Source organism: Pseudomonas parafulva, assembly GCF_000800255.1.
GTDB lineage: Bacteria > Pseudomonadota > Gammaproteobacteria > Pseudomonadales > Pseudomonadaceae > Aquipseudomonas > Aquipseudomonas boreofloridensis.
Map to the genome: position 1 here is coordinate 3,421,280 of NZ_CP009747.1, position 13,580 is coordinate 3,434,859.

The following is a 13,580-nucleotide window of genomic DNA, read 5'->3' on the forward strand; positions in this document are numbered from 1 at the left end:
TCGTTTTTCTGAATTTTTTTGGTGCGATTATATAAATGTATACAAATGCTACCGCGTTCTTGAGTACGCCACAGGCCCGCTCTGAAACGGCCTTTTCAGCGGCAGTACCCCAGCTGCAACGCCAACACACCCTTGCGGTCAGGCACAAAAATGGGGCCCTGAGGGCCCCATCCTTGTGCATCCGAAACTGAGTTACTGCGCCAGCTTCTTGTGCCGTACGCGGTGCGGCTGGGCAGCGGCATCGCCCAGGCGCTTCTTGCGATCAGCTTCGTACTCGGTGTAGTTGCCCTCGAAGAACACCACGTTCGAGTCGTCCTCGTAGGCCAGGATGTGAGTCGCCACACGGTCCAGGAACCACCGGTCGTGGGAAATCACGATGGCCGCGCCTGGGAAGTCCAGCAGCGCTTCCTCCAGCGAACGCAGGGTTTCGACGTCCAGGTCGTTGGACGGTTCGTCGAGCAGCAGGACGTTGCCGCCCTCCTTCAGGGTCAGCGCCAGGTGCAGACGACCACGCTCACCGCCGGACAGGTCCTTGACGAACTTCTGCTGGTCGCCGCCCTTGAAGTTGAAGCGACCGACGTAGGTACGCGACGGAATCTCGTAGCTGCCGATGCGGATCTGGTCGGAGCCGTCGGAGATCTGCTGGAACACGGTCTTGGCACCGTCCAGGTCCTCGCGGCTCTGGTCGACGCAGGCCAGTTGCACGGTTTCGCCGATCTCGATGCTGCCCGAGTCCGGCTGCTCCTTGCCCATGATCATGCGGAACAGGGTGGATTTACCGGCACCGTTACCGCCGATCACGCCGACGATGGCGCCCTTGGGCATGGCGAACGACAGGTTGTCGATCAGTACGCGATCGCCGTAGCCCTTGCTGACGTTCTTGAACTCGATGACCTTGTCGCCCAGGCGCGGACCGGCCGGGATGTAGATCTCGTTGGTTTCGCTGCGCTTCTGGAATTCCTGCGACTGCATTTCCTCGAAACGCTGCAGACGTGCCTTGGACTTGGACTGGCGGGCCTTGGCGCCTTTGCGCACCCACTCCAGTTCTTCTTTCATGGCCTTCTCGTGGGCGCTCTGTTGCTTGGATTCCTGCTCCAGGCGCGAGGACTTGGCTTCCAGCCAGCCGGAATAGTTGCCCTCGTACGGAATGCCGGCGCCGCGGTCGAGCTCGAGGATCCAGCCCGCGACGTTGTCGAGGAAGTAACGGTCGTGGGTGATGGCCACCACGGTGCCGGGGAAGTCGTGCAGGAAGCGCTCGAGCCAGGCCACCGAGTCGGCGTCCAGGTGGTTGGTCGGTTCGTCCAGCAGCAGCATGTCAGGGGCCGACAGCAGCAGGCGGCACAGGGCCACACGGCGCTTCTCGCCACCGGACAGGTGCTCGATGCGCGCGTCCCAGGCCGGCAGGCGCAGGGCGTCGGCGGCCACGTCCAACTGACGCTCCAGGTTATGGCCGTCGGCCGCTTGCAGGATGGCTTCGAGCTTGGCCTGCTCGGCGGCCAGCTTGTCGAAGTCGGCGTCCGGATCGGCGTAGGCCGCGTAGACTTCGTCCAGGCGCGCCTGGGCGTCCTTGATCACGCTGACCGCTTCCTCGACCACTTCACGCACGGTCTTGCTCGGGTCCAACTGCGGCTCCTGGGGCAGGTAGCCGACGTTGATGTCGGGCATCGGACGGGCTTCGCCGTCGAATTCCTTGTCCACGCCCGCCATGATCCGCAGCAGCGTCGACTTACCGGCGCCGTTCAGGCCCAGCACGCCGATCTTGGCGCCGGGGAAGAACGACAGGGAGATGTTCTTGAGGATTTCCCGCTTCGGCGGCACGACCTTGCTCAGCCGATGCATGGTGTAGACGTATTGAGCCATTCCAGGCACCTCGATGATGATGAGTGAATCCCGTTGAGCCGCGCCAGGACGCGTTGACGGCATGGGAGAGAACACGTGCCGCGCGCCTGGGCGCGCCAATGGAGGCCTACTGGCCCCGCTGCGCTCGGAAGTCCTGGCGCTCGCAGCCAAGCCGGGCATTATGTCCGCCCCGCTGTGCCAACTCAACCGCGGCACCTGCACTGGGGCAAGGCGGCGCGGTGGCGTGAATCCAGCGCACTGCTGAACAGATTGCCGCTGGCTACGTCACGTTCATGCCAGGAGCCCTCGAACGCCCGACCTCAGACGTGCCGCTGCCTACCCTTGCCACGCGGCAGGCGCGACTGCCCTTGCTGCTCGGCCAAACGTGCGGCCCATTCGGCCTTGGCGCTGAACCCACCCGCACGGGCCGGCGTCTGCACGGTCTTGCCAGCCGGTTTGCTGGCGGACTTGGTCACCGCCTTGGGCGCTGGCGTGCCCTGAGCCGCGACGGCTGCAGCCACCGCCACCGGCTCGACCGCGGCCTTGGCCGACTTGCGCAGCTCGGCCAGCGACGGACTCTTGCGCACCGCCGTCGCCACGTCGGGCTTGGCGAACGAGCGCTGACAGGATTTGCACGACACCTGTTCGGCCACGGCCGTGCTGGCCAGCGTCTGGCTGCTGCGCCCGCAGGCGGAATCGAGACCATTGGTGGAATAGTGGGTAACCAAACCGAGCTTCTCCGATGCATTGACTATGAAACGGCCGGCATTCTCGCACAGCTTGCCCACCGTGCAGAACGTCACACCGTCCGGCGAATGGCGGTTTTAGGGGCTGGCACTTAGCCATAATCCAAGGCATGCTAGCCGCTTTCGTGCGACCGGCCTATAGTGCGCCACGGCGGCCTGCCGCGTGCATGCCTGCCCCTGCCTACGCCAGCCCAATCGCAGGACCAACGCTTGACCCACTTCATTCGACCGCCTATTGAGTCACCGGCGTCGCCCGCCTCGTTGCGTGGCTCGCTCAAGGGTGCGCTCGCCCTGCTGGCCCTGGTGCTGCTCGGCCTGCTGGCCTGGCAACTGTTCTCGCAGTTCCGCCAGACCCAGATCGACGTGCGCGAGCAGAGCGTGGCAGCGGGCGAAGAGTTGGCCAATCACCTGACCTTGAGCATGGCGCTTGAGGCGCAACAGGCGATCAACCTGGTTCAGCCCTACGGCAATCCACCGTCGCCTGAAACCCTGCCGGCGCTGCTGCAGTCCTTGCGCGAGCAACTGCCCAGCTTGCGCGACCTCGCCTGGCTGGACCGTGACGGGGCGATGCGCAGCGACAGCCTGAGCGCCAGCCCGGACCGCGAGGCCATCGAGCGCCTGCTGCGCCAGAGTCAGGGCGCCGGCTTCTTCTATGGCAATGCCGCCGACCAGAGCCTGATCTACCTGCTGTTGCGCCAGTCCAGCGAGCCGACCTCCGGCTACTGGCTGCTGCGCCTGTCCAGCGACTACTACCAGGTGCTGACTCGCCGATTCAATGGCGCCCGGCATCCGCTGTGGCTATTGGAGAACAGCCGCGATGGCAGTGTGCTCGACACCAGCGCGAGCGCGCGTGGCGATCTGTCGGCCCTGCACAGCATCCTGCTGACTTTCATCGACAACAGCACCTGGCAACTGCGCGGGCTCTACGACCCCAACGCCGTGCGCAACAAGCTGCTGCCGCCGCTGCTGGGCAAGAGCCTGCTGGTGCTGTTCTGCGCGCTGCTGCCGGGCCTGGCGCTGATCAACATGCGCCGTCGCCACCGCGCCTTGCAGGAAGACCGTCGCCGCTATCAGGACATCTTCGACAGTACCGGCGTGGCCCTGTGCGTGCTCGACCTCTCCAGCCTGCCCGCTCAACTCGACCGTCACCACACGCGCAATCACACCGCGCTCAAGCACAGCCTGGCGCTGGAGCCGACCCTGCGGCGCAACCTGTTGCAGGAACTGAAAATCACCGAGATCAACCAGGTCGCCCGTCAGTTGCTCAACGTGTCCAGCAGCGAAGGGGCCTGGCAACGGCTGATCGAGGGCAGCGGCGAAGGCCGTGACAGCATCGGCATGCAGTTGCTCGACGCCCTGATCGAGCAGCGTGCCCAGTTCGAGATGGAAGTGCGCCTGCCCGCGCCCCAGGGCGGCGACCTGCACCTGTGGCTGATGGCCCGCCTGCCGCAGCAGCGCCGCGACTATCAGGCGGTGATCCTGAGCATCAGCGATATCACCAGCCGCAAGCAGGTGGAGCTGTCGCTGCTGGAGCGCGAAAGCTTCTGGTCGGACGTGGTGCGCACCGTGCCCGACCAGTTGTATGTGCAGGACGTGCACAGCCGGCGCATGATCTTCAGCAACCGTCACCTCGGCCAGACCCTGGGCTACGACCGCGCGGAACTGGCGCAGATGGGCGATCACTTCTGGGAGGTGCTGCTGCACCCCGAGGACGCCGACCAATACCAGCACCTGCGCCAGTTGCGTCGAGACACCGGCCATAGCCAACTGCTGCACTGCCAGTTGCGTTTCCGTCACCGCGACGGCAACTGGCGCTGCTACGAGATCCGCGAACAGGCGCTGACCCGCGACAATGCCGGCCAAGTCACGCGGATCATCGGCGTGGGCAAGGACGTCACCGTGCAGATCGAGGCCAGCCAGTCGCTGCGCGACAGCGAGCAGCGCTACCGCATGCTCGCCGAGAGCATCAGCGACGTGATCTTCTCCACCGACAGCGCGCTGCAACTGAACTACATCAGCCCGTCGGTGCACAGCGTGCTCGGCTACTCGGTGGACTACATCTTCGAGAACGGCTGGCCGACGGTGGTGGCCAACCCAGCCCAGCTCAGCGGTATCCACGCGCTGATGGAGCGGCTCACCCAGGCGCTGGGCAACCGCGAGCAACTGCATGCCCTGCGCAGCCAATTGCCGACCCAGGTGTTTCTGTTCGACTGCCTGCGCGCCGATGGCCGCAAGATTCCCATCGAACTGCGCCTGGTGCTGGTGTGGGACGACCAGGAGCATTTCGAAGGCCTGCTCGGCGTGGGCCGCGACATCAGCCAGCAGCGCCGCGCCGAAAAAGATCTGCGCATGGCCGCGACGGTGTTCGAGCACTCCACATCGGCGATCCTGATCACCGACCCGGCCGGGTTCATCGTCCAGGTCAACGAGGCCTTCAGCCGGGTCAGCGGCTACGCGCCGGACGAGGTGCTCGACCAGCGCCCGAACATGCTCACCGTCGAAGGCCAACAGGACGCCCACCTGGGCTACGTGCTCAAGCAACTCAACCAGCGCGGCACCTGGGAAGGCGAAGTGTGGCTCAAGCGCCGCAGCGGCGAGCATTACCCGGCGTGGGTCGGCATTACCGCAGTGCTGGACGAAGAACGCGACCTGGCCAGCTACGTGTGCTTCTTCACCGACATCAGCGAGCGCAAGGCCAGCGAACAGCGCATCCACCGCCTGGCCTACTACGACGCCCTCACCCACCTGCCCAACCGCACGCTGTTCCAGGACCGTCTGCACACTGCGTTGCAGCAGGCCGAACGGCACAAGTCGTGGGTGGTGCTGATGTTCCTCGACCTGGACCGCTTCAAGCCGATCAACGACTCCCTCGGCCACGCCGCCGGCGACCGCATGCTCAAGGACATGGCCGAGCGCCTGCTGGCCTGCGTCGACGAAGACGACACCGTGGCGCGCATGGGCGGCGACGAATTCACCCTGCTGCTGCAACCGCGCAGCAGCCGCGAGATGGCCCTGAACCGGGCGATCCATGTGGCCGAGAACATCCTCGGCAGCCTGGTGCGGCCGTTCGTGCTGGAGAGCCGCGAATTCTTCGTCACCGCTAGCATCGGCATCGCCCTGAGTCCGCAGGACGGCAACGAGCTGAGCCAGTTGATGAAGAACGCCGACACGGCCATGTACCATGCCAAAGAGCGCGGCAAGAACAACTTCCAGTTCTACCAGGCCGACATGAACGCCAGCGCCTTGGAGCGCCTGGAGTTGGAGAGCGACCTGCGCCACGCGCTGGAGCAGAACGAGTTCATCCTCTACTACCAACCGCAGTTCAGCGGCGACGGCAAGCGCCTGACCGGCGCCGAGGCGCTGCTGCGCTGGCGTCATCCGCGTCGCGGCCTGGTGCCGCCGGGCGATTTCATCCCGGTGATCGAGGAGCTGGGGCTGGTGGTGGATGTCGGCGACTGGGTGCTGCGTGAGGCCTGCCGCCAGCTCAAGGCCTGGCACAAGGCCAAAGTGCGGGTACCGAAGGTGTCGGTGAACATCTCTGCGCGGCAGTTCTCCGACGGCCAGTTGGGCACGCAGATCGCCAGCATTCTGGAGGCCACCGGCCTGCCGCCGGCCTGCCTGGAGCTGGAACTGACCGAGAGCATCCTGATGCGCGAGGTCAACGAAGCCATGCACATCCTCGACAGCCTGAAGAACCTGGGCCTGAGCATCGCGGTGGACGACTTCGGTACCGGCTATTCGTCGCTCAACTACCTCAAGCAGTTCCCCATCGATGTACTGAAGATCGACCGTACCTTCGTCGACGGCCTGCCCGAGGGCGAGCAGGACGCGCAGATCGCCCGGGCGATCATCGCCATGGCCCACAGCCTCAACCTGGCGGTGATCGCCGAGGGCGTGGAGACCCACGAGCAGTTGGAGTTCCTGCGCGAGCACGATTGCGACGAAGTGCAGGGCTACCTGTTCGGTCGGCCAATGCCGGCGAACCAGTTCGAAGCCCAGTTCAGCAACGAAACGCTGTTCATGTTCCAGTAACGTGAGACCCCAGCCCGCCCCGCTCGCTCTCGGTAGGCGCGCGCTGGGTTCTGCAAAAGGCTGCCCAGGATCCTGAACGCCTTTGCGCCGCGACATGACGCCACTTCATGTGCCAGCCTCCGGAGCAATGGGTTAGAATGCCACCCCACTTCAGCCCCGATCCTTGAGGACCGCCATGTTCAGCCGTGATTTGACCATTGCCAAGTACGACGCCGAGCTCTTCGAAGCCATGCAGCAAGAAGCCCTGCGCCAGGAAGAGCACATCGAGCTGATCGCTTCGGAAAACTACACCAGCCCAGCGGTCATGGAAGCCCAGGGTTCGGTTCTGACCAACAAGTACGCCGAAGGCTATCCAGGCAAGCGTTACTACGGCGGCTGCGAGTACGTCGACGTGGTCGAACAGCTGGCCATCGACCGCGCCAAGCAACTGTTCGGCGCCGACTACGCCAACGTTCAGCCGCACGCCGGTTCCCAGGCCAACGCGGCGGTCTACCTGGCCCTGCTGTCGGCCGGCGACACCATCCTGGGCATGAGCCTGGCCCACGGCGGCCACCTGACCCACGGCGCCAGCGTGTCGTCCTCGGGCAAGCTGTACAACGCCATCCAGTACGGCATCGACGGTAACGGCCTGATCGACTACGACGAAGTGGAGCGTCTGGCGCTCGAGCACAAGCCGAAGATGATCGTCGCCGGTTTCTCCGCCTACTCCCAGGTGCTGGACTTCCCACGCTTCCGCGCCATCGCCGACAAGGTCGGGGCCTACCTGTTCGTCGACATGGCCCACGTTGCCGGTCTGGTCGCAGCAGGCGTCTACCCCAACCCGGTGCCGTTCGCCGACGTGGTCACCACCACCACCCACAAGACCCTGCGCGGTCCGCGCGGTGGCCTGATCCTGGCGCGCAAGAACGAAGAGATCGAGAAGAAGCTGAACTCCGCCGTGTTCCCAGGCGCCCAGGGTGGCCCGCTGGAGCACGTGATCGCGGCCAAGGCGATCTGCTTCAAGGAAGCGCTGCAGCCTGAATTCAAGGCCTACCAGCAGCAAGTGGTGAAGAACGCCCAGGCCATGGCCAGCGTGTTCATCGAGCGCGGTTTCGACGTAGTGTCCGGCGGTACCGAGAACCACCTGTTCCTGCTGTCGCTGATCAAGCAGGAGATCTCCGGCAAGGACGCGGACGCCGCCCTGGGCAAAGCGTTCATCACCGTGAACAAGAACTCGGTGCCGAACGACCCACGCTCGCCGTTCGTCACCTCCGGCCTGCGCTTCGGCACCCCGGCCGTCACCACCCGTGGCTTCAAGGAAGCCGAGTGCCGCGAACTGGCCGGCTGGATCTGCGACATCCTCGCCGACCTGAACAACGAGGCAGTGATCGACGCCGTGCGGGAAAAGGTCAAGGCCATCTGCAAAAAGCTGCCGGTCTACGGCAACTGATCGCAAGCAAGGTTTGAGGGCCGCTGCTGCGGCACTCGCTTGACCCGAAGCCGCTGACGCCCGTGCAGCGGCTTCGTCGTTTTCGGCCGGCGCTTGGCCGTCCCTGGGCAATGCCTGCCGCTTCCTGCCTGCACGCGCTTCTGAGCATCCTCGGTGGACGGTCGCTATGTCAGCGCCCGACGGCACAGGGAAACGCCCATGCTCACCGACCGCCAACAATCCTTCCTCGCCACCTTGCACCTGCAGGATCGCCCGCTCAACACGCTCGATGCGCTGTTGGGCAAGCCCGCGTGGGTCAATTGGTTCGGCGGCGCCTCGACGCTGCCACAGCTGGCCAGCACCGTGCGCAACGATTCCTCGATGCTCAGTTGCCAACCGGGCGTCGGCGACCAGGCCGTGTTGCTCTATTTTCGGTACAGCGAGGGTGGCTACCGTCTGTACTCCCGCACCCCGGGTGAGCACTTCGGCAAGGGCGTATGGCTGCACGGTCACGGCCATCTAGGTTTGGTTTCGACCCGCAAACAGGCGCCCACCACCCTGAGGTTGCAAACCCTGCAAGGTGATGCGCTGGCACTGAGCGAGTTGGCTGGGTCACAGCACCCCGTGTGGCTGATCACTGAGCAGGGTCACGTCCATCCGCGACAGCGCCTGCCATCGCCCTTCGAGTACCTTGGCGGACAAGGTCAGACGCCGCTGACCTGGAGCATGACCGTCATCGAACGTGAGGTGCCGTGGTTGAGCAGTCCCGATGAAGTCTGAAGACATGGGGCGAGGAACTGATTCCGGCTTCGCCGCGCAGCCACGGCTTCGTAACGTTCGGCTCCCCTTCAAGGAGAGCAAGCGCATGTCAAAGCAGCGTTCATTCATCGCCACCCTGTCATTCAATGGGCAGCCCCTCAACGGCTTTGCCGAATCGACCCGTGGGCCGGTTGTCCTAGAGACACCCGGCACGCTCCCCGCCACGGCGGTCGATGGCGGCCAGGCAATGGGCTATCTGGACGGCAGCGAAAGCGACTTCGCCCACGGCCAGGAAATGGGCCTGATCACCTTCGAAAAGGCCCCGCAGCCCGCGCCGCTGCGGCTGTACTTTCGCGACAGCGAACGTGGGTACCGGATTTACGTACGCGGCGGCGCCTTGCATGGCCAGGGTGTGTTCGTCGCCCAGTCCGGGCTGGTGGAGATCAGCCCCGTCGAGCGGCACGATCCGACCTACTGGCAGATCGACGAACTGAGCGGCGGAGCGCCCCTGGACGTGCTCCAGCAGGCCGGCGATACGCTGCGCGTGACGATGACCAGCGAAGCCGGGCAACGCCTCTACACGCAGCTGATGTACCCGGTCGGCGGCTTCCTGGCGTGCCTGCCGCAGGCAGAGCCCTCTTGCTTGGGTCTGACGATCCTAGAGCGCGAGGTCGACTGGCTCAGCGCCAGCTGAAAGCACCAGACAGCCAAGCTTCGCGGCCCCGGAGCCCTCAGCGGCCGAGCGCTGCGAAGCCTTCGCGGATCTTCTCCTGGGGCAGCTCGTCGCCGATGAACACCATCACGCTTTCCCGCGCCTCGCCGTCCTGCCACGGGGCATCCCAATCGAAACCGTAGAGCTTGAGCACGCCCTGGAACACCAGGCGGCGATCTTCGCCGGCGATGTTCAGCACCCCCTTGTAGCGCAGCAACTGCTTGCCGTGCGCTTCGAGCAACCCATTCATGAAGTCGCTGAGCTGGTCGATGTCCAGCGCCGTGTCGCTGCGCAGCACCAGGGTGGAGATACGGTCCGGGGTGGCGGGCTTCAACACGGGGCGTAGCGTCGGCTTGAGGCTGGCGCCCAGGTCCGGGTTGAGGTTGAAACCGCGCACGTCGAGCAACTCGGCCAGGTCGATGCGACCGTGCTCGACCACCCGCAACTGCGCGCGGCCATTGATGCGCGCCAGCCGCTCACGCAGCGCCTCCACCGCCGCCGGTTCGACCAGGTCGGTCTTGCTCAGCAGCAAGCGGTCGGCAAAGCCCACCTGGGCCTGGGCGATGGCCTGGGTCAGGTGGAATTCGGCGTGCTTGGCATCGACCAGGGTGATGATGCCGTCGAGGATGTAGCGATCGCGCAGTTCTTCATCGATGAAGAAGGTCTGGGCCACCGGCGCCGGATCGGCCAGGCCGGTGCACTCGATCACCAGACGGTCGAAGGCGATTTCGCCCGCGTCCAGGCGCTCGAGCAGCAGGTACAGCGCACGGGTCAGGTCGCCGTGGATGCTGCAGCACACGCAGCCGTTGGCCAGGGTCATCACCTGTACCGGTTCGTCGCCCAGCAGTTGGCTGTCGATGCCCGCGTCACTGAACTCGTTCTCAATCACGGCGATCTTCAGGCCGTGCTCGGCCTTGAGCATGTGCTTGAGCAGGGTGGTCTTGCCAGCACCGAGAAAGCCGGTGAGCACGGTGACGGGAATGGGGGTATGCACGCGTTTGCCTCCTTGAAGCCGAAAAAGACTGTGGGAGCCTGCTTGCGCGGGCTCCCACAGGGTCAGGCAGGGTAGCGACTCAACAGCACTTGGGCCCGGACTTGCCGCCGTAGCGGGCTTCCTGGCGCTCGCGGAAGAACGCCTCGTAGCTCATCACCGGCTGGTCCGGATGGGTCTTTTGCATGTGCTCGACATAGTTATCGTAGTCGGGCATGCCGACCATCAGCCGAGCGGCTTGCCCCAGGTACTTACCCAGTCGTCCCAGGTCGTTGAACATCGCAGCGGTCCTCTCAAGCGTCAGGCAGAGCCTGGAACGGGGTTTCCTTGTCGCTGCGCTCCTTGCGGCCCAGGGCGGCGATGCCGACCTTGATGGCGAAGAACAGCACGCTGAACACCACCACCAGGAACAGGATGGTGAGGCCGGCGTTGGTGTAGGCGTTGAAGATCACGTGCTGCATCTGCCCGATGTCCTTGGCCGGGGCCAGCACCTGGCCGGCGTCCAGCGCGGTGCTGTACTTCTTGGCCAGGGCCAGGAAGCCGACGGCCGGGTTCGGGTCGAACAGCTTGATCAGACCTGCGGTGGTGGTACAGATCAGCAGCCACAGCGCCGGCAGCAGGGTGACCCAGATGTAGCGCTCGCGCTTCATCTTGATCAGCACCACGGTGCCGAGCATCAAGGCGATACCTGCCAGCATCTGGTTGGAGATGCCGAACAGCGGCCACAGCGTATTGATGCCGCCCAGCGGATCGATGACGCCCTGGTACAGCAGGTAGCCCCACAGCGCCACGCAGCCGGCGGTGCCGATCAGGTTGGCGGTCCACGACTCGGTGCGCTTGAGCGCCGGCACGAAGCTGCCCAGCAGGTCCTGCAGCATGAAACGTCCGGCGCGGGTGCCGGCGTCCACGGCAGTCAGGATGAACAGCGCTTCGAACAGGATCGCGAAGTGGTACCAGAAGGCCATGGTGTTTTCACCCGGCAGTACCTGGTGCAGGATCTGCGCGATCCCCACCGCCAACGTCGGCGCGCCCCCGGCACGGGCCAGGATGGTGTGCTCGCCGATGTCACGGGCGGTCGCCTCGAGCTGCTCGGGGGTGATGCTGAAGCCCCAACTGCTGACCGTCTGCGCCACCGCCACCACGTCGCCACCGACCACGGCCGCCGGGCTGTTCATGGCGAAGTACACGCCCGGTTCGATGACCGACGCCGCGACCATGGCCATGATTGCCACGAACGACTCCATGAGCATGCCGCCGTAACCGATGTAGCGGGCGTTGGTTTCGTTGTCCAGCAGCTTGGGCGTGGTGCCCGAGCTGATCAGGGCATGGAAGCCGGACACCGCGCCGCAGGCGATGGTGATGAACAGGAACGGGAACAGGGTGCCCTTCCACACCGGGCCGGTGCCGTCGGTGAACTGGGTCAGGGCCGGCATTTTCAGCTCGGGCGCGATGACCAGGATGCCGATGGCCAGGGCGATGATGGTGCCGATCTTGAGGAAGGTCGACAGGTAGTCACGCGGCGCCAGCACCAGCCATACCGGCAGCACGGCAGCGACGAAACCGTAGCCGACCAGCATCCAGGTGATCTGCACGCCGGTGAAGGTGAACGCCGGACCCCAGGTCGGATCCGCCGCGATCACACCGCCCAGCCAGATGGAGGTGAGCAGCAGGACCACGCCGATCAGCGAGATCTCGCCAATGCGCCCCGGGCGGATATAGCGCATGTAGATACCCATGAACATGGCGATCGGGATGGTCGCCATCACCGTGAACATGCCCCATGGGCTCTCGGCCAGGGCCTTGACCACGATCAGCGCCAGCACCGCGAGGATGATGATCATGATCAGGAAGCAGCCGAACAACGCGATGGTGCCGGGGATGCGGCCCATCTCCTCGCGCACCATGTCGCCCAGCGAGCGGCCGTTGCGGCGGGTGGACAGGAACAGCACCATGAAGTCCTGCACCGCACCGGCCAGGACCACGCCGGCGATCAGCCACAGGGTGCCCGGCAGATACCCCATCTGCGCGGCCAGGACCGGACCGACCAGGGGACCGGCGCCAGCGATGGCGGCGAAGTGGTGACCGAAGAGGATGTGTTTGTTGGTCGGGACGTAGTCCAGGCCGTCGTTATTGAGGACCGCCGGGGTGGCCCGGCGCGGATCGAGTTGCATCACTTTGGTGGCGATGAACAGGCTGTAGTAACGGTAGGCGACCAGGTAGATGGCCACTGCCGCGACCACGATCCACAAGGCATTGATCGCTTCACCGCGACGCAGGGCAACCACACCCAGCGCGCAGGCTCCTATGATTGCCAGCGCCAGCCACGGAATGTGGCGGAGCAGGCTATTATTGTTGTTCATGGTTGGCTTCCAGCTGGTGAATTGGAATGAGACCGCCTTTCGAGTCTAGAGCCAGTCATTGCGCATTGCCATACTTGCTTTGGTCTAGAGCCTCTGCGAGCCGATTACGCCCTTCTACTCTCCCCCAGGCCGAACGCCGAGGACTGTCCCATGAGCGACCATGACGAGCGTCGACGTTTCCAGCGCATTGCCTTCGATGCCCCCACCGAGTTGCGCCAGGGCGAGCGCCGTTGGCCGGTGACCCTGCTCGACCTCTCCCTCAAAGGCCTGCTGGCGGAGCGACCCGAAGCCTGGGAAGCGGACTTGAGCCAGGATTTCGAAGCCATCATCCACCTGGACAAGGCCACCGAGGTGAGGATGCAGGTCGAACTTCGCCACGAAGAGCCTGAGCGACTCGGTTTCATCTGCCTGTATATCGACCTGGAATCCATGTCCCACCTGCACCGACTTGTGGAATTGAACCTGGCCGACAGCACCGAAATGATGCGCGAGCTGCGTGAACTGATCGAATATTGAAATCTGTTAGCTCGCTAAGCACCTAGCCGCGCCGCAAAACCTGCCCAACCAGACAGCTTTCAATGGGGTGTCTGGTTTTTTGTACACACCCCTCTGGCACCGTCTCCCTCACCTGGAACGCATTCTGCATTAGCGCTAGGCACCCCTTCCTGGCGCTCCTGGGGGCGGCTTGATCAAAATATTGTATACAATTCATGTGGCAATGATTTGCAAGAGC

Annotated in this window: 10 protein-coding genes; 5 read left to right on the forward strand and 5 right to left on the reverse strand. The window is 64.6% G+C overall.

Annotated features, from left to right (window positions below; genetic code table 11):
* Positions 1-192: 192 nt before the first annotated feature.
* Positions 193-1,860, reverse strand: a complete 1,668-nt coding sequence (gene ettA, locus NJ69_RS14855; protein WP_039580317.1) for an energy-dependent translational throttle protein EttA — start codon at positions 1,858-1,860, stop codon at positions 193-195.
* A gap of 299 nt (positions 1,861-2,159) precedes the next feature.
* A complete protein-coding gene (locus tag NJ69_RS14860) occupies positions 2,160-2,567 on the reverse strand; it encodes a hypothetical protein (protein WP_039583267.1) in 408 nt (135 codons plus the stop codon).
* Between the two features lie 228 nt (positions 2,568-2,795).
* On the opposite strand from NJ69_RS14860, the gene NJ69_RS14865 reads away from it, so the two are divergent.
* The 4 genes from NJ69_RS14865 to NJ69_RS14880 all read left to right on the forward strand — a co-directional run bounded on the left by NJ69_RS14865 (position 2,796) and on the right by NJ69_RS14880 (position 9,478).
* On the forward strand, positions 2,796-6,617 hold the full coding sequence (locus NJ69_RS14865; protein WP_052192124.1) for a sensor domain-containing protein: 3,822 nt from the start codon (positions 2,796-2,798) through the stop codon (positions 6,615-6,617).
* Positions 6,618-6,792: 175 nt separating this feature from the next.
* Positions 6,793-8,046, forward strand: coding sequence for a serine hydroxymethyltransferase (gene glyA, locus NJ69_RS14870; RefSeq protein WP_039580319.1), 1,254 nt, complete (start codon positions 6,793-6,795; stop codon positions 8,044-8,046).
* A gap of 198 nt (positions 8,047-8,244) precedes the next feature.
* Entirely contained in the window at positions 8,245-8,805 is a 561-nt protein-coding gene (locus NJ69_RS14875; RefSeq protein WP_029614788.1) for a hypothetical protein, read from the forward strand.
* An 85-nt stretch (positions 8,806-8,890) separates the two neighbouring features.
* On the forward strand, positions 8,891-9,478 hold the full coding sequence (locus NJ69_RS14880; protein WP_039580321.1) for a hypothetical protein: 588 nt from the start codon (positions 8,891-8,893) through the stop codon (positions 9,476-9,478).
* 37 nt (positions 9,479-9,515) lie between these two features.
* Here the strand turns inward: NJ69_RS14880 and yjiA are convergent, their stop codons facing one another.
* From yjiA to NJ69_RS14895, 3 genes are all read right to left on the reverse strand, one after another.
* Complete coding sequence (gene yjiA / locus NJ69_RS14885; protein WP_039580323.1) at positions 9,516-10,490, reverse strand: GTPase; 975 nt, start codon at positions 10,488-10,490, stop codon at positions 9,516-9,518.
* Positions 10,491-10,569: 79 nt separating this feature from the next.
* Positions 10,570-10,767 carry a YbdD/YjiX family protein gene (locus NJ69_RS14890; RefSeq protein ID WP_029614786.1) on the reverse strand — a complete coding sequence of 66 codons (198 nt, stop codon included), beginning with the start codon at positions 10,765-10,767 and terminating at the stop codon, positions 10,570-10,572.
* 13 nt (positions 10,768-10,780) lie between these two features.
* On the reverse strand, positions 10,781-12,847 hold the full coding sequence (locus NJ69_RS14895) for a carbon starvation CstA family protein (RefSeq protein WP_039580325.1): 2,067 nt from the start codon (positions 12,845-12,847) through the stop codon (positions 10,781-10,783).
* A 150-nt stretch (positions 12,848-12,997) separates the two neighbouring features.
* On the opposite strand from NJ69_RS14895, the gene NJ69_RS14900 reads away from it, so the two are divergent.
* Entirely contained in the window at positions 12,998-13,363 is a 366-nt protein-coding gene (locus NJ69_RS14900) for a PilZ domain-containing protein (protein ID WP_029614781.1), read from the forward strand.
* Positions 13,364-13,580 lie beyond the last annotated feature (217 nt).